Genomic DNA, 16,088 nt, shown 5'->3' with positions numbered 1-16,088 from the left:
CGACGCGCGGTATCAATGCAGGGGTAGGTAGCCCGATGATGCTGTGCTAAGTTACCAAAGGTAGGTTAAACCCCAAAAGCAAGGAGGACAGATGATGTCACTCGATCCTATCCTGTTCATGGGCGGTTCTGGCGCTATCGGCCACCATACTGCCCGGGCGCTGCGCGCCGCTCATCCAGATGTACCGTTGTTGATTGGCGGACGTGACCTTGCGAAGGCCCAACGGGTCGCGGAGCAACTGGGCGGGGCGCAGGCCGTGGCGATCGACGCCGGTGCCGACGACCTGGGCCTCGGCGATCGCGCGGTCAGCGCGGTGGTGGTCTTCTACATGGACCACGCTCTCGCTGGATTGCGCTTTGCGCAGCAGCGCGGGGTGCCGCACCTGAGCATATCTTCCGGCGTTTTCGAGATCGCTCCGGAGATCGCCATGTACATGCACGCGCCAGGCGCATCGCCGATTGTCCTCGGTTATGAGTGGATGGTCGGCGCAACGACGGTGTCGACATTGAGCATTGCCCGTGAGTTCGGCCGGATCGACGATATCCGGCTCAATGCGCTGGTCGATGAGCAGGACACGGGCGGCCCGACCGTTGCCAGCGATTTCGAACACCTGAACAAAATGCTCCCCGCCGCGCTGACCAGGCGCGGCGGATCATTTGTCTGGCGCGAAGGGGAGGACGCCAAGGCGCGCTTCCACGCGCTGGACGGCACGGCAATCGAAGCCACGGGTTTTTCTTCCATTGACGTCGTCGGCCTGGCGGCTGCGACGGGTGCACCGAATGTCCAGTTCAACATTGGCATCGGGGTGAGCTCCAGCCGGCGCAAAGGACATCCGATTTCCACCGAGATCATCATCGAACTCGCTGGCGAGGATCTTCGAGGCGACTCGCTGCGCACCCGTCATGCCGTCGTCCACCCGGCAGGCACTGCGCCGCTGACTGGTCTCTGCGTCGCCATGAACCTTGAGCGCCTGCTCGGGTTGGACGGTCAGCCTGCAACCCCGCCTGGGCTCTACTTTCCCTATCAACTGCTGGATGCCGAAGCGTATCTTGAGCGTTTGCGGGGAGAGGGCGGAGAGATGCGTAGATTGCCGGTGATGTAAGCGCTCCGAGCACGATTCGAAGCTTTGAGTTTATGTGGCGCTTGGGTTCATGAGATGCGAACGAAGCCAGTTATCTGGGCTTTCCGTCATTTCCAACAGCCGCTTTTGTTGCCAGGCCGGCGCACTGGTTGGGAACAGCGCCGCGCCCGGCCGGAACCGCGCGAGACCGCAGGCGGCGGCGATGCGTTGACGTTGCTGGCCACTGACCAGCGCTTGCATAAAACTGCATTCGTTCTGGGCCAGTCCCAAGATGTAGCGAGTCCCCACTTGGAAATTTCCGCCATTGGCCTGCCACCAGGCATCGACGGACTGAGGGTTTGGCCAGGGCAGGTTCTCATCGGGGTCCATGAGGACATGCGGATCTTCGGGGTTATCGTTCGGGCCCGCATCGAAATCCGGCAAGACGTGTAGCTCCAGATCGAGCAGGGCCAGGTCGGCTCCGGTGATCAGGCTGAAGGCTTCGCCAGCGACACGTGCGTAAGGCGCATCGGCCATGTGTTGGATCAACCACGGTACGCTGACCGGATCGCCCAAGAGCCCAAGGGCCTGGATGCCGATGCGCCGCTGCCGGGGATCCTGTACCCACTGGCGTATCCAGCCGATGCTCGGTTCGCGCGCCTGCCAGGCCAGCAGCACGCAGGCCGCGCGGTATTGAAACTCGCCTGGTTGCTCGGCGAACAGTCGCAGCGGTTCGAGGGCTTGCTGGTCACCCATTTGCGCCGTTGCCCAGTTGGCCCAGAAGCGGGTGGCAGGGTGCATATGCGTTCGGTGGACTTGCAAGGCCTGTGACAGGTCATGCCGGCGCAGCTCGCCGGCGGTGCGGGCGGCACGTGCAAGTACGCGGGGATCAACATCGGACAGTCCGGCCAGCAGGACGGCACCAGGGTCGTGGCGGTGCATGCCACATGCCGCCAGGCCGAGACGGCGAAAAAGCGGTTCGGGTGCCGCAAGCATGCGGTCGATCCAGGGCTCTATGCGCGCCCAGTCAAGCCAGCCCAAGGCCATCAGATAACCGCGCTCTGTTTCCGCGGCGCTTCGCAAATGCTCGCTGAGCCGCGACAGCGCCTTTGCATCGGCCGCCTCGAAGGCCAGCACCACGCTGGCGAACATTTCGCCGACGGTGTGCGGGCCGAGCTGCTCCAGAAGGGCTTCCAGGCCGGCTGCCCCGGCGATACGCAGGCCATCGAGATGCGCTTCGATACGCTCCTCCAATGCGCCCAGTTCATCCAGGTCGTAGTGGGGCGCGCGCAGTGCGTAGTCGCGCAGGACCGCCAGGAAACCGGCTTCCTCAACGTGCAGGTCGAGCACAACGGGCAGCGTGGTCATTGGCCTTTGATCCGGAAGGGATATTTCGCCTGATCAGTCAATTTGCAGGCACCGCGTCCAGTTCGAACCATCGAACTCCATGACGTCCTTCGGCCCGATGGACCACATGATCCCGTCGGCTGCGCTCAGGTGGTAACAGGTGCCCGGCGCGTCATCGCCAAAATCGACGGGCTTGAGCGTGTCGCCCTCCAGTCGGTAGACGAAATGGGTGGAAGACACATACAGCTGGCCCTGGAAATATTCCATGCCCCAGAGATCTTCCCGGGTGCTGTCGTGCTCGATCACTTCCCATTGATCATTGCGACCACGCAGCAAGGTCCCGAGCTGGCCGCAAGCATAGGCAAAACCGTCCGGCGCGCAGCGCACCTTATAGAGCGCCAGGTTGGTCGGGCTGTTCTGCTGGGTGAAGACGGCACCGTCATATTTCCAGATTTCGCCTTCCCAGCCGACGGTATAGATTTCCTGCTCGCTGAAGCCATCGATGGATTCGAAGCTGGTGTCGGTGATGGGGGTGTCGCCCACCTGGGCGCTCTGGTCGATGCATCGCCATTGGTCTTCGCCGTCGCGCACGTAGGCTTGGCGGCAGGTGCCTACGGCGTAGGCGCGACCTTTGGCGATGCCGCGGATTTCGCGAAGGGGGCCGCGTTTTGTCGGGTCGACTCCGCAATTGGCAATGGGCGGTTCTTCCTTGACTGCGCCTCCACCGCTGGCTCGCACCGAGCCGTCCGTGCCGAGCGCCAGGTACCGCTCGGCCGGCACGTGGCAGACCGTTCCGGAACAGGCAAGCCAAGGCACTGTGCCGGAATACCAGGTTCCACGGTCAAGCGTGTACAGAATCGACCCCGTGTAGCCTTCGCTGATTGAAAGGTCATTGGTGGTAATCAGGTAGCTGAGATCCGAATATCGAACGACTCCGGTGCCAATGCTGAGTCCACTGAATCGTCGGTCTAGTGCGTCCATCTTTTGGTTTCCTAATAGGATTAGCGACCGCTATCGCTATTGTTATCGCTTGGGCACATCTCGCTGATGGCTTTGTCTCGTTCGTGTTGGTTACTGGTCATGGAGGCCCGTGCATTGATCGGCTTCTCCTTGCCCGGGCTTTTCGCCTGGTCGTGGTAGTTGTTCAACTGGGCTTCCAGGCATTTCTGGGAACACTTGGAGTCCGGAAAGGTTTTCCTGGCCGCCAAGGCCCCTGTCTTCGTGGCCTTGGCCCTTGGCCATTCGCCTTTCGCGTCGGCCGATCTCAGGGCAACCACTCCACGCCGGGTATGCATCTGGCCATGGGTGGCAGTGGTCTGGTTCGGGCCCTCCACGCACATGACCGGCGCCTTGTCGGTTTCGTATTTGCTCCAGCCTGCTTTTGTCGGGTGCTGGTTCCTGGGCTGGCCCGCGAAGGCCGGGCCGTCGGTAAAGGACGCCGAATCGATCAGGTGATCTCCGGTTTGTCCCGGGCAACATCTGTTGGGCTTGTACGGGGCGAGAAAACAGCGCAGGGCCTTTTGGCAACGATCGGCGTTGATGGTCTTGGCCAACGAGGAATACTCCTTCAGAACGCCGGTATGGGCGGCCATGTACGCAGGATCGTCCGAAAATCCATCGCCCGCTTTCTTCTTGGCGGTATTACGCGTCTTGAGTGCGTCTTTCAGCGTTTTGGTATCCGGGCAGACCACTTTCTTATCGGTGTCGCATGCCTTTTTCAGCCGTTTCCTTTCCCCCTCGCATTGCGCCAGGCCCTCGGCGATTTCCATTCTGTCCGAATAAGGCCAAGGCACTGTATTGCCGGGTTGGGATGCGTGGTTATGGGTGGTCAGGTCCATGTGTCGGACGACGTTCTTGCCCTCGTACTTCACATCCATCGACCAAGAGGTGAAATACACCTTGCCCTTGTTCCGGCTGGTGACAATGCCTTTTTTAGGCGCATTCCCAGCCTCGTCGCCATAGCTGGTCTTGAAGTAGCTCTTGTCCTTGAGCATCACTTCCTTGCCAGTGATCTTCACCGTTCGGGTGCCTTTGGTCGTGTCCTTGGCCATGCCCGTGTTGGGGTAGGGAATGGGCACGCCCAGCGGGGTGGGCGGCGCCTGGGGCGGGGTGAAGCACACGTCTGGAAAACAGGCGATGGATTTTCCGTCCGCCGCCTTGCAGGAAACCTCCATGTTGTTGGCAAACACTTCGTTGGCCATCAGGCAGCCCTTACGATCCGGTAGCTGAGCAGCGCGGCGGCGCGTTCGCCGGCGTCGTTGCCAAGGTGGCAGAAGATGTTCGGCCCTTCGCCATAACCCTTGCGACTGGCGGCCAGCGCCACGGCAAGCATCGCCGGGCCGATGGCGGCGCCGACTTCGCCGATGCAGTCGGCCGGGTGCCAGAGATGGAAGAATTCCTTGCGCACCCGCAGGCTGCGGCTCAGGGCCAGCGACGCCTCCTTGAAGTAATACTGTTCGCCGGAAATGTCCGTCAGGCGGTAATCCATTTGTTCGAGCCCGCAGCCGGCTTCACCCAATGCCACGCGCACGGCTTGGGTCAGGCCTTCGGCACGCAATGGCAGGTCTTCGGATTCCACCGTGGCCGGTTCCACACCGAAACCCAGGCCGATGCAGGTCAGTTGCGGCGCTTCCGCGGCGATGGGAGCGGCCAGCACCACCGCTGCGGCGCCTTCGCCGGGGATGAAACCATTGGAGTTTTCGCTGGTGAGCAAGCGTTCGCGTTGCTCGAAAGCGGCCAGGGTAGGGCCGCAAAGCAGCGAATCGACGCCAGCGACCAGCACGTGGCGATGACCGTCCTGGTAGATCAACGTCCGCGCATTGAGCAGGGCCACGGCCGCACTGACCCGGCCCCTCGGAATAATGATGGAGTCGGGATGAAAACGCAGGCCCAGCTCAGCCTCGATGTCATGCAAGAGCGCCATGTCGAGGCCGTTCAGTCGTCCGGGACGCTCGGCTTCAGCCACGCCCAGCAACAGCGGAATCTTTTCCGGCGAAATCCCAGGAAGGCTTTGTAACGCCTCGGCGATGGCGAGCGCGGCCATCTTGACCAGCTTCGTGCGGCCGCGCCAGGGCTGTTCCAACGGCACGCTGGCGCCGATGATCCACTCGCCGGCGCGGTCGATGAAACGGGTTTCCTGAAAGTGGTCGATGGCACAGCGAATTGCCGCGCAGCTCGCCGGAGCGCTTAGGCCGACGGCACTGACCATCCCCGAGCCGATGATGCACAGGGCGGCCATCAGTGCGCGTCCTCGGCAGCCCGTTTGGCTTTGACCAGGGCATCGAGCGACGGGTAGTAATCCTTGCCGAGTCCACGAGCACGCCACCAGGCCTTGGGCATGGTGCCGACGAGCACTTGGGCAATCTCAAAGATGTTGCGCCGCAGCGGACGGGCGATGCGCCAGGTCAACTGCACTTGGCGGGCATCGGTGTCGATCAGCAGGGTGTCGATCAGCGCCGGCACCGTTTCATGAAGGCCTTCCTTGCGGAAAAAGGTCACCGGCACGTCCATCTGGGGAATGCGAAAACTTGTTCGTTCCTGCGGGGTCAGGTTCAGCAACAGCACCTCTTCGCCGCCGCGCAAGTAATCGGTTTGCTGATCGACAGGCGCGGCCTGGAAGTAACGGTTATCGAAATCCGTTGGCAGGAACGGAAAGCTGTCGGCCAACCACGCATCGTCATAGGTGCCTGCAAAACGGGCGCGTTGTGGCCAACTGCGGCCAATGGGACCGAGGGCCATCGGGTGGAAGTCGCCGGACGGCGAGTCGATGGGCTTGCCCAGCTCCTCGGTGTTAGGCATTGGCCTGCCGACTATGTCGATGTCGTCGGTGCCGCCTGGGTACCAACCGCAACCGCTCGGGTTCTGCGGATGGCAATCACGCATTTCGGGCATGTTCGCGAGGGTGCGGGAGCCACCGAAGGCTTGGGCGTAGGTGATGTCCTGCTCCGTAAAAGCCAGGGGTTCACCGGGCGACAGGCCCATCAATCCCGGCTGCCATTGCCGTGGACCCAACACCGAAAAGGCTTTGCCGACCCGGCCGACACGAAGGCCTGCCGTCAACTGGGTCACGGGCCGTCCACCCGGCGCATAGGCTTTGCCACACACCAGCACATCGCAGAATGGCTTGAACGGGGCGAAGTCCATTTCCTGGCGTGGGGCGCTGAGGCCCGGCTCGCCGAGAAAGGTGTCAGCCATCAGCAAGGGTTGCTGAATGTCTGCGAGGTTCGCGGCGCGGCCATCCAGCGGCAGATCGAACGTGCCCTTGGCCACGACGACCAAGGATTCGCGGCCGTCAGGTGCCATGCCCAGGGTATAGGCGACTTGCAGTTGGCTGGCGTTGAGCAGTTCCATCGCGCGACTACCTGTCTAGTTGATCTGCACCGAACCGCCCTTGATGCGGTTGACCCCGCTGGAGCGACTGGAGAGGTAGGTGCCGCGGATGATCACCTTGCCCGCACGGGTCAGGGTGATGCTGGCCTTGCCACAGCGCAGGACGATTTCCCGCTCCGCGCAGAACTCCAGGCGCTCGCCGTCCAGGTGGGCCACGGCGGGCACCGCAGTATCCGGCAAGCGCTGGATGCGACCGATCACCAGCGGCCGGGCAAGGTCGCCGGCCTCGAACATCAAGGCGACCTGGACACCAATGTCCTCCCGCGTCAGCGGCGTGGTAGTGCGCGCGACGAGGCCCGCATCGGCAGGGCAACCGGGAAAAGCAACCACCGGGGCCTGCGCCGTGGGCACATCCAGCAGCACGCCAATCACCACGCCGTCGACGCGCACCGAAGGGGCAGTGGGGGATTGCGGAAAATGATACTCAACGCTCATGACGCCCACTCCGTGGCTAGTTCTGCAGGATCTTCTGGCCTTTGACGACCACGTTCTTGTTGGCCTTGATGTTGATGGCACCGGAGCCGTCGATGGTGATGTTCTTGCCGCTGATCACAATGCTGCCGTCTTTCTTCAGGGTGATGCTGGCCGCGCCCGTGGTCAGGCTGATCGAGTCGCCGGCGTTGAGGGAGAAATGCTTGCCCACGTCCAGGCTGTCGTTCTGCTTGATGCCGGTGCTGCGGTTTTGCGCGACGTCCCGGGATTCGTTCTGGCCGATCCGCGTGCCCTGGTTGCCATTGATCTCGATTCCTTCGTTGCCCTGGACCGTCTCGTTGCGGTTGCCAGAGATGCCGATGGTCTCGTTGCCACCGACGTCTTCCGTGCGATTGCTGGCGATGCTGATTTTCTCGTTGGCGCCGACCTTTTCCGTGCGGTCCGCACCGATGGTGATGGTCTCGTTGTTGCCAACGCGCTCGGTGCGATTGGCGCCTATGGTGATCTTCTCGTCATTGCCGACGTCCTCGGTACGGTCGACGCCGATGGAAATCGTTTCGTTGTTGTCGACCCTTTCCGTGCGGTCGTGTTTGACGCGTACGGTCTCGTCATTGTCGATGGTTTTGCTGCGGTCATGCCCGACCCAGTGGGTCTCGTCGTTCTCGACCTCGATGTCCTGGTTCTTCTCGGCATGGATGAACAGTTGCTCCGCACCTTTCTTGTCTTCCATGCGGATTTCATTGAAGTTGGCCTGGGTGCCGTCCTTGCTTGAGCGGCTTTTCACCCCGCTCTGGGTGGCATTGGCCGGCAACTTGTAGGGCACCGTCTGCTCGGCGTTATAGACGCGGCCGGTGATGATCGGCCGGTCCGGATCCCCTTCGAGGAAGCTGACGATGACTTCCTGGCCGATCCTCGGAATCTGCACCGAACCCCAATTCTTGCCGGCCCAGGCCTGGGATACGCGAATCCAGCAGGAGCTGTTTTCGTTGGACTGGTCATGGCGATCCCAATGGAAATGCACTTTGACCCGGCCGTATTGGTCGGTCCAGATTTCCTCCCCACCGGGTCCGACCACCACGGCAGTCTGGGGGCCGCGAACGATGGGCATGGGTGTGAGGGGCAGGGGACGGAAGACCTGGCTGGCATCCATGCAGTCCAGTTCGCTGACGAACTGTTCGGCCAGGTCCGGTTGCCCGCTTTCATAGGCCTCCTGGCGGATCTGATAGCGGGCGATGACCACCAGGTATTCGCGGTTCTGGTCCGCGCGGTCGTAGCCGGTCAGCGTGAACAAATGGCCGCAGCCCAGCCCGCGGGCGCGACCGCGCAACTGCACGCGCTCGAACTGGCTGTGAATGGCTTCGATACGGGTACGCGCGTAGTGGTCGCCGTCGTTGCTTTGGACGTATTCACCGGGATAGTCATAGAGCGGGTACTCGCCGTTAGTGTGATTGCGCGGCACACTGGAACGCACCTCGAGGCTGGCGCGGGGGCGCAAAAAGTCGTAGTCGTTCAGCGCCAGCGAACCAGGCTGCACCTCCCGGGCCATTTGCCAATCATAAAAATGATCGCGCTCGCGCATCTGCCGATCGGGCGGGTAGAAGGGCACCGAGGCATAGTCCGCCGCCGTGGAGTGCGCGCCGTAGGCATCGGCCAGGACCAGCACATGACGGGCCTTCTCATGGCGAAAGTAGTAATAAATGCCTTCCTGCTCCATCAGCCGGCTGACGAAGTCGAAGCTGGTCTCGCGGTACTGCACGCAGTATTCCCACTCGCGGTAGCTACCGCTCAGGCTGTCTTCGAAGTCCGAGAAACCGAGGTCACGGAACACTTGCTTGATGATGTCCGGCACGGTCTTGTTCTGGAAAATCCGGCAATCGGAGGTGCGCGTGAGCAGCCAGAACCAAGGACGCAGGCTGACGCGGTAACCGGCGAATTGGCCGTGCCCCGTCAACTGCCGACAATTGCTGACGATGCCGTGGAAGTAGCGTTTGCCGCCGTCGTATAGCTCGAGGGTCAGACCCATCGGCTTGCCGAGCAACTGGTCGAACTGGATCGCGCGGTTTTCCGAGGTGAGGTCCAATTCGTAGTGGAACAACCGCCCCAGCTCTTCACTGCCATCCATGCCTTGCAACAACAGGGTGTCCGCGCCGAGGGGACTGTCGACCTGGACCAGGCGATTGTTCTGGGTGATCGCCATCACGGCTTCCAAGATGCGCGGATCACTGCAATGGGCCCGGTGCCCGGTCGCAACGGCTCGGTAGTGAGGTGGGCGGCGTGCAGGAACGTGGCGTTTTGATCAAATCGAAGAACATCCACCACAGAGGTGATCTCCCTATCAGTCTCGAATCATTCAAGGCGCGCACGCAAAACTCCTTTTACGTGCAGATGGCATGTGGAATTGGTTATAGCAGTCATTCCTGGAAACTGCCTATAGGACGGATGACCTAGGCACATAAGCTGATGGCCCCTCGAAAGTCCTCAAATCCATCGTTAAATGCCAGAATCTCCCTGTCAGATCGTTTTGGAGATCACCATGCTTCACGCATTCGAACAACGGCTCGACCCTTTCCCGCCCGACGAAGTCCCACCGCCACCCGACGGTCTGGCCCGGTTCCTGTGGGCCTGCACCCGGGGCGCTCGCGGTTACATCCTGGCGTTCGCGCTGCTCAGCGCCGGCGTGTCGATCTACGAAGCCTGGCTGTTTTCTTTCCTCGGGCAAGTGGTGGACCTGCTTTCCACCTGGCAGTCAGGTGGCGATGCGGCCGGGCAGGAAAGCCGGGTGTTGTGGGGGATCGGCATCATGCTGGTCACCAGCATTGGCCTGGTCGCGTTGCGCACGATGGTCCAGCACCAGGTCTTGGCGATCAACCTGCCGTTGCGGCTGCGCTGGGATTTTCATCGGCTGATGCTGCGACAAAGCCTTTCGTTCTTCTCCGACGAGTTCTCCGGCCGGGTCACCACCAAAGTGATGCAGACGGCGCTGTCGGTGCGCGAGGTGCTGTTCACCCTCATCGAGATCATTCCCGGGATCGGCGTTTACTTCATCGCAATCATCGCGTTGGCTGGCGGCTTTGATTTGAAGTTGATGCTGCCTTTCATTGCCTGGGTGGTCTTGTTCGGTGTTGCCATGCGCTACTTCGTGCCGCGCCTGGAGAAAGTCGGGCAGGAACAGGCCAATGCGCGGTCGTCGATGACCGGGCGTATCTCCGACGCCTACACCAACATCACCACGGTGAAGCTATTCTCCCATTCCAAGCGCGAAGCCCATTTCGCCCGCGCCGCCATGGAGGATTTCAAGCAGACCGGTTTTCGCCAGATGCGCCTGGTCAGCCAGTTCGAGATCGTCAATCAGGCATTGGTGGTCGCGTTGATCATGGGCTCAGGCGGTTATGCCCTGTGGCTGTGGCATCAAGGCGAAGTGGGCACTGGCGCCGTCGCGGCGATTACGGCCATGGCGTTGCGCATCAATGGCATGTCGCACTGGATCATGTGGCAAATGACCTCGCTGTTCGAGAACATCGGCACCGTGCAGGATGGCATGGCGACCCTCACCCGTGGCCCCAAGGTGCAAGATAAACCAGACGCCGGCGTGCTGGTCACCACCGGTGGCGCGGTGACCTTCGACAACGTGAGCTTCAACTACAACGGCGAACGCCAGGTCCTCGATGGCCTGAGCCTGAGCATTCGCCCGGGCGAAAAAATCGGCCTGGTGGGACGCTCCGGCGCCGGAAAATCAACGCTGATCAACCTGCTGCTGCGCTTCTACGACGTGGACAGCGGCGAGATCCGGATCGACGGGCAGAACATTGCCCATGTCACCCAGGACAGCCTGCGCAGCGCCATCGGCATGGTCACCCAGGACACATCGCTGCTGCACCGGTCCATCCGTGACAACATCGCCTATGGTCGACATGACGCGACGGACGAACAAATCCGCAGTGCCGCAGCCAGTGCCCAGGCCGATGGATTCATCAATCAACTGAGCGACAAGCAAGGCCACTCCGGCTACGACACCCTCGTCGGTGAACGTGGCATCAAGCTTTCCGGCGGCCAGCGCCAACGCATCGCCATCGCCCGGGTGATGCTCAAGAATGCCCCGATCCTGCTGCTGGACGAAGCCACCAGCGCACTGGATTCAGAAGTCGAAGTGGCAATCCAGGAAAGCCTCGATGAAATGATGAAGGGCAAGACCGTGATCGCCATTGCCCATCGCTTGTCGACGATCGCGGCCATGGACAAGCTCATCGTCATGGATGAAGGGCGGATCATCGAGCAGGGCACCCACGCCGAATTGCTCGGCAAGAATGGGACTTATGCGCGGCTTTGGCATCATCAGAGCGGCGGGTTCCTGGGTGAGGATCAGGGTGTGGTTGAGGCGGTGGAGTAGGTGAGGGCGCTAGCCCCGTTTACCTGGCCAGCACATCACTTCTGCACAACCGCCACCCGACGACCGCTCAGGTAACACAGCAGCCCACCCATGGCGGTCAATGCGCTCAGGGCATAGAACATGGTCGGGGCCGGGGTGTGCAGCAGCAGATAGCCGCAGATCACCGGGCTCAGGGCGCCACCGAGGGCTGCGAGGTTTTGCGCGCCGTAGTAGCTGCCGCGCAGTTCTTCCGGGGCCAGCGTGTCGACGAACAGGAATTCGGCCGGGTAGATGATCATCTCACCGAGGGTGAAGATGAACATGGCCACGCACCAGGTCAGCATGTCGTCCGCCAGGCTGAAGCCGACCAGGCCCAGGATGAACAGGCCGGTGCCCGCGGCGATCCAGTGGCGCAGCTTTTCGCGGTCGAGGAACCGGCCGATCTGGTATTGCAGCAGGATGACCGTGATGGCGTTGCAGGCGAGCAGGGCGGCCATGATTTGCAGCGCGCGTTTGGAATCGTGGGTCACCAGCAAGTACTGCGACAGATAGAGCGTGAAGCGGCCGTGTACGACGGTGCTGAGCAGGCAGCCGCCGGTGAACATGATCAGGGTGCGGTCGTTTTTCAGGGTCTTCAATGTCTTGAGGAAACTGGGCGGTGGCGCCAGGGCCGGTTTTGATGCTGTGTCGCTGGGGATGCCGGTCATCAGGAAGATGCTCGCAAACGCGATGCCTCCGGCAATCAGGAAAGGCGCGATCGGATAGACGCCGGCAATCACCACGCCGAGCATGGGGCCGGTGGCGTAGCCGATGTTGGTCAGGGTGTAGCGCAGGGAAAACGCCTTGGCGCGCTGGCCGATGGGCAGGTTTTCGCTGAGGATCGCTTTGGAGCCGATCAGGAACAGCGCGGACGCCGTCTCGGTGATGACGACGGTCAGGGTGGTCAGGTAGAGGTTTTCGGCAAAAGTCAGCAGGACGAAGCCGATGGCGCTGGAGAGCATCGCCAGGATCAGCAACCGGCGCTTTTCCAGGCGGTCGATGATGTAGCCGCCGTAGAGGGCCAACAGGGTGGCGGTGAACACCGCGATGCCGAGCAGCAAGCCGACGTCCTGTTGGTCCAGGCCCAACTTGTCGCTCAGGAACAGCGTGAGCAAAGGGCTGGTAATGGCGCGGCTGACGACGATGGTCAGTGACACGATCATCAAGCGTCGAATAACGAGCGAGTAAGTGGCCACGGTGATGCAAATGTCCTTATTCAGATGTTGGCGTGCGCCGCGATGATCCGCGAACCGGAGCCAGAGTGATCAAGCCAGCCACCGTTCCAGTGTGCGAACGGATTCCAGCTGTTCAATGCAGCGCAGTTCTTCCATCAGTCCAGCCGCCTGCTCCGGTGGCATCACCCGCGTCGCCAGGTCGAGAAACTTCTCCTCCAGGACCCCATCACCCAGTGGATTGCCTGGCGCACCCAATGGCACGTCTACGCACAGGCTCGCCTGCCGACCGTCCACGGTCCGCAGCGTGACCAGCGGCTCGCCATCCTCGGACAGTAGCGGGTCAACTTCAAGGTGGATGCGCGACATCCATTGGCCCATGCATGGATCGTTGCGTTGCAGGTCGTCGTAGGCCTGCAACCGGCAATGCCCTTGCACCAGTCGCGCGGCCAAGGCATACGGCAGGCTCATTTGCGCGCCGGCAAGGGTAGTGACATCTCGGCCGCCACACATGTCGTGCAGAAATCCGCTCAGCGAAACGTGTATGTCTTCAACCTGGTCGAGTCGTACGTTCAATTGACCCAGCAGCAGGCCCAGGGCGTCGATGGCCGAATGCGTGCCTCGGCACGACGCGTAGGGTTTGATCGAGCAGCGGGCGAGCTTCCAGACCACGCCGAGACCTGCATTCAGCGCTTCGGGCGTTGACGTTGCCAGAGCCAGGGTTTTCAGGAAACCACCCCAGACGTCGTCGAACAATTGCGTCGGGCCGGTAATGCCTTGCCGGGCAAATCGCGCCGCCAGCAGGCCACCTTCCGCGGCACGTCCGCTGTGCAGTTTCTTACTTTGCGAGCCGTCATGGATGAACGCCCACAAGCCGCCGCTGAAACTGCCGGCAATGCCCAGGGCCGCAGAGGTCTGGCGCACATCCAGGCCGAGGATGCGTGCGCAGGCGGCGGCTGCCCCGAACACGCCGCAGGTTGCGGTGGAATGCCAACCGGCGCCGTTGTGGGCGGAATAACCGCCGCAGGCTTCGAGCACCCGACGGCCCACTTCGTAGCCGATCACTACGGCATTGATGAATTCGCGACCACTTACAGGCTGGGAAAGCAGTGTCATTGCTGCCATCACTGCTGGCAGGACGACCGCACCGGAGTGATCGCAACCACCAGTGTCGTCCAGCTCCAGGGCATGGGCGGCGACGCCGTTGAGCATCGCCGCCTGGGACGCGCAAACCTTCACGCCAGTGCCCCAGACCGGGACTTTTCCTGCTTCACCGACGAAGACCTTGCGGGCCTGTTCGGCGACACCGCTGTCGGCGCCGGCCAGCGCAGCGCCGAAGGTATCAAGGATGTGCCGCTTGGCTTGTGTCACCAACGCAGGTGGTAAGTCTTCGGATCGCAGGTCCACGCAGAATTGCGCCAGGCGTAGCAAGCGTTCGCTCATGAAAGATAGCCCCCTGAAACATCGCCCCGATAATGCCGCTCATAGACCGACGCCGGATGGTCCTCGGCCACCGGCGCTGCGGTTGCTGCCCACCACTGCGCGACCTCAGCGCCCGTGGCGATCCACACGTCATCGTGTTGTTGGATGCCCTTGATCAATTCACGCAGCACGCCTATCCGTCCTGGCGTGGCGATGATTTCCGGGTGCAGGCGGAGCACGTAGCAAAGGCCAAACCGGTGGAACCCGGCGAAGTCCATCTGCAGGTTGCCCAAGGTGTGGCTGTAGGAGGCGATCCGCGATTGTGCGGGTGGCACCGCCGGGCTCAGGTTGAAGGCGAAGTAGGGCTCGTCTTCGAGCTCATAATGCAGCGGCACCTCGATCACGCCAGGTGCAGTCGGGTGGGCGAATGGCAAGTCATCGCCGCGCCACGACGAGGACCAGCGAATGCCCTGGTCTTTCAAGGCCTCGATGAATCCCGGCGCGCCATTGCCCGCCGGGATTCGAAAGCCGACCGGGCGTTGGCCGGTCAGCCTGGCCAGGGTTTCGCAGCCCTTGGCGATGTCGTCGCTTTGCGCCGCCAGGTCCAGTGTGTCGTAGTCCTGATGGCAATAGCCGGCGCAGGCGACTTCATGGCCGTCGGCCAGGATCGCCTGGATGTGCCCGGGGTTTTCCTCGGCAACGATACCGGGAACGAACCAACTGCTGGGGACGCCGAGTTCCTGGAACAGGTCGAGCAACCGCTCGACGCCGCGTTGGGTGCCGTAGCGCCACACTGACAGGGTCTTGTCACGTCCGGCGACTTCCGGGGCCTGCGTGAGAATGCCGTGGATGTCGTTGTAATCCACGGTCAATACCACGGCGCAGCGATGGCCGTTCGGCCAGATTGGCGAATCAGCCATGATGATGCTCCTTGAGCCACCACTGGGCGACGTCACGGCAGGTGGCGAACCACACGTCATCGCGGGTGCGCATGTGTTCGAAGAGTTTTTCCAGCAGCAGGATGCGGCCCGGCTTGCCGGTAATCTTGGGGTGGAAGAGGGTGGTCAGGCATAAGCCTTCGTCCATGGCGCCGTCGTATTCGCGGCACCAGTTATCCAGGGTCAGCGCGTAACTCGCCGTGCGATCCAGCCCGGAAGGGAAGTTCGGCGCGCGGGTGTAGGCCAGGGAGGCGTAGTCGTCCATTTCCCAGCGGCCGGGGATTTCCACCAGCGGCGTATCGAACCCCGGCACGTTCACCAGGTACGGCCGGTCATCGCCGCGCATGCTGCTGGAGTAGGTCACACCGGCCTCGACCAGCATGGCCGGGGTTTCGGCGCGCCAGTCGCCGGACGGCGTACGGAAGCCTTCGGCGCGGATATTCAAGTGCTTCCAGAACACCTCGCGAGAAATGTTCATCACGTCCTTTTGCTGTTCCAGCGTCAAGGCGTAGAACGATTCGTGCTTGTAGCCGTGATATGCCACCTCATGGCCGCGCTCGACGATCGCCTGGCACTGTTTGGGCCAGTTCTCCACGACCCAGGCCGGGACGAAGAATGTCGTCGGGATACGGAACTCATCCAGCAGATCGAGCAAGCGTGGCAGCGCCCGGTAAGGCCCGTAGCCGCCGAAGCCGAAGTATTCGGGCTTGCGCCAGATCGAGCCGTTGAGCATGGCATCACCGGTCGGGCCATCGAGATCGAAGGCCAGGGCGAGGCAGGCTTTGTAGTTGTCAGGCCAGGTGGGTTGGGTTGAGGAGGACATCTGTAGTGCTCCAATAATCTTTCAAATACACAACCCATCCCTGTGGGAGCGAGCTTGCTCGCGATGAAGCCGGCACATTCAACATCTGCGCCGGCTGATA

General features: G+C 62.0%; 13 protein-coding genes. 2 read left to right on the top strand and 11 right to left on the bottom strand.

Going from position 1 to position 16,088, the window contains the following annotated elements:
- Positions 1 to 94: 94 nt before the first annotated feature.
- Positions 95 to 1,102: an SDR family oxidoreductase gene (locus KSS97_RS15105; protein WP_217859492.1), complete on the top strand. Its 1,008-nt coding sequence runs from the start codon at positions 95 to 97 to the stop codon at positions 1,100 to 1,102.
- Positions 1,103 to 1,132: 30 nt separating this feature from the next.
- On the opposite strand, the gene KSS97_RS15100 is transcribed toward KSS97_RS15105, so the two are convergent.
- The 7 genes from KSS97_RS15100 to KSS97_RS15070 are packed head-to-tail and all read right to left on the bottom strand — an operon-like array spanning position 1,133 to position 9,425.
- Positions 1,133 to 2,428 carry a TIGR02270 family protein gene (locus KSS97_RS15100; protein ID WP_217859491.1) on the bottom strand — a complete coding sequence of 432 codons (1,296 nt, stop codon included), beginning with the start codon at positions 2,426 to 2,428 and terminating at the stop codon, positions 1,133 to 1,135.
- Positions 2,429 to 2,461: 33 nt separating this feature from the next.
- Positions 2,462 to 3,388: a hypothetical protein gene (locus KSS97_RS15095; protein ID WP_030138906.1), complete on the bottom strand. Its 927-nt coding sequence runs from the start codon at positions 3,386 to 3,388 to the stop codon at positions 2,462 to 2,464.
- Positions 3,389 to 3,408: 20 nt separating this feature from the next.
- Positions 3,409 to 4,608 carry a PAAR-like domain-containing protein gene (locus KSS97_RS15090; protein WP_198796476.1) on the bottom strand — a complete coding sequence of 400 codons (1,200 nt, stop codon included), beginning with the start codon at positions 4,606 to 4,608 and terminating at the stop codon, positions 3,409 to 3,411.
- Positions 4,608 to 5,648, bottom strand: coding sequence for a hypothetical protein (locus KSS97_RS15085; RefSeq protein WP_217862000.1), 1,041 nt, complete (start codon positions 5,646 to 5,648; stop codon positions 4,608 to 4,610). The genes KSS97_RS15090 and KSS97_RS15085 overlap by 1 nt, the downstream gene beginning before the upstream one ends.
- Positions 5,645 to 6,757, bottom strand: a complete 1,113-nt coding sequence (locus KSS97_RS15080) for a DUF2169 family type VI secretion system accessory protein (protein WP_217859490.1) — start codon at positions 6,755 to 6,757, stop codon at positions 5,645 to 5,647. The genes KSS97_RS15085 and KSS97_RS15080 overlap by 4 nt, the downstream gene beginning before the upstream one ends.
- A gap of 15 nt (positions 6,758 to 6,772) precedes the next feature.
- A complete protein-coding gene (locus KSS97_RS15075) occupies positions 6,773 to 7,231 on the bottom strand; it encodes a DUF6484 domain-containing protein (RefSeq protein ID WP_217859489.1) in 459 nt (152 codons plus the stop codon).
- Between the two features lie 16 nt (positions 7,232 to 7,247).
- Positions 7,248 to 9,425, bottom strand: coding sequence for a type VI secretion system Vgr family protein (locus tag KSS97_RS15070; RefSeq protein ID WP_217859488.1), 2,178 nt, complete (start codon positions 9,423 to 9,425; stop codon positions 7,248 to 7,250).
- Positions 9,426 to 9,761: 336 nt separating this feature from the next.
- Between KSS97_RS15070 and KSS97_RS15065 the strand changes: the two genes are divergently transcribed.
- Positions 9,762 to 11,615: an ABC transporter ATP-binding protein gene (locus tag KSS97_RS15065; protein WP_217859487.1), complete on the top strand. Its 1,854-nt coding sequence runs from the start codon at positions 9,762 to 9,764 to the stop codon at positions 11,613 to 11,615.
- 35 nt (positions 11,616 to 11,650) lie between these two features.
- Here KSS97_RS15065 and KSS97_RS15060 read toward each other — a convergent pair whose 3' ends face one another.
- From KSS97_RS15060 to KSS97_RS15045, 4 genes are all read right to left on the bottom strand, one after another.
- Positions 11,651 to 12,829 (bottom strand): MFS transporter, encoded by a 1,179-nt coding sequence (locus KSS97_RS15060; RefSeq protein ID WP_030138899.1) that lies wholly within the window; start codon positions 12,827 to 12,829, stop codon positions 11,651 to 11,653.
- A gap of 69 nt (positions 12,830 to 12,898) precedes the next feature.
- Positions 12,899 to 14,248: an MmgE/PrpD family protein gene (locus KSS97_RS15055; protein ID WP_217859486.1), complete on the bottom strand. Its 1,350-nt coding sequence runs from the start codon at positions 14,246 to 14,248 to the stop codon at positions 12,899 to 12,901.
- Positions 14,245 to 15,147 carry a polysaccharide deacetylase family protein gene (locus KSS97_RS15050; protein WP_217859485.1) on the bottom strand — a complete coding sequence of 301 codons (903 nt, stop codon included), beginning with the start codon at positions 15,145 to 15,147 and terminating at the stop codon, positions 14,245 to 14,247. Before KSS97_RS15050 ends, KSS97_RS15055 begins: the two co-directional genes overlap by 4 nt.
- Entirely contained in the window at positions 15,140 to 15,988 is an 849-nt protein-coding gene (locus tag KSS97_RS15045; RefSeq protein WP_198796480.1) for a polysaccharide deacetylase family protein, read from the bottom strand. Before KSS97_RS15045 ends, KSS97_RS15050 begins: the two co-directional genes overlap by 8 nt.
- Positions 15,989 to 16,088: the final 100 nt, after the last annotated feature.

The organism is Pseudomonas alvandae (assembly GCF_019141525.1).
Taxonomy (GTDB): domain Bacteria; phylum Pseudomonadota; class Gammaproteobacteria; order Pseudomonadales; family Pseudomonadaceae; genus Aquipseudomonas; species Aquipseudomonas alvandae.
The sequence above is the reverse complement of the archived record's forward strand: the minus strand, read 5'-3'. Positions and strand labels throughout refer to the sequence as shown.

Coding starts and splice junctions, on each gene's coding strand:
- KSS97_RS15105 (WP_217859492.1), top strand. CDS start 95: ATGTCACTCGATCCTATCCTGTTCATGGGCGGTTCTGGCGCTATCGGC.
- KSS97_RS15100 (WP_217859491.1), bottom strand. CDS start 2,428: ATGACCACGCTGCCCGTTGTGCTCGACCTGCACGTTGAGGAAGCCGGT.
- KSS97_RS15095 (WP_030138906.1), bottom strand. CDS start 3,388: ATGGACGCACTAGACCGACGATTCAGTGGACTCAGCATTGGCACCGGA.
- KSS97_RS15090 (WP_198796476.1), bottom strand. CDS start 4,608: ATGGCCAACGAAGTGTTTGCCAACAACATGGAGGTTTCCTGCAAGGCG.
- KSS97_RS15080 (WP_217859490.1), bottom strand. CDS start 6,757: ATGGAACTGCTCAACGCCAGCCAACTGCAAGTCGCCTATACCCTGGGC.
- KSS97_RS15075 (WP_217859489.1), bottom strand. CDS start 7,231: ATGAGCGTTGAGTATCATTTTCCGCAATCCCCCACTGCCCCTTCGGTG.
- KSS97_RS15070 (WP_217859488.1), bottom strand. CDS start 9,425: ATGGCGATCACCCAGAACAATCGCCTGGTCCAGGTCGACAGTCCCCTC.
- KSS97_RS15065 (WP_217859487.1), top strand. CDS start 9,762: ATGCTTCACGCATTCGAACAACGGCTCGACCCTTTCCCGCCCGACGAA.
- KSS97_RS15055 (WP_217859486.1), bottom strand. CDS start 14,248: ATGAGCGAACGCTTGCTACGCCTGGCGCAATTCTGCGTGGACCTGCGA.
- KSS97_RS15050 (WP_217859485.1), bottom strand. CDS start 15,147: ATGGCTGATTCGCCAATCTGGCCGAACGGCCATCGCTGCGCCGTGGTA.
- KSS97_RS15045 (WP_198796480.1), bottom strand. CDS start 15,988: ATGTCCTCCTCAACCCAACCCACCTGGCCTGACAACTACAAAGCCTGC.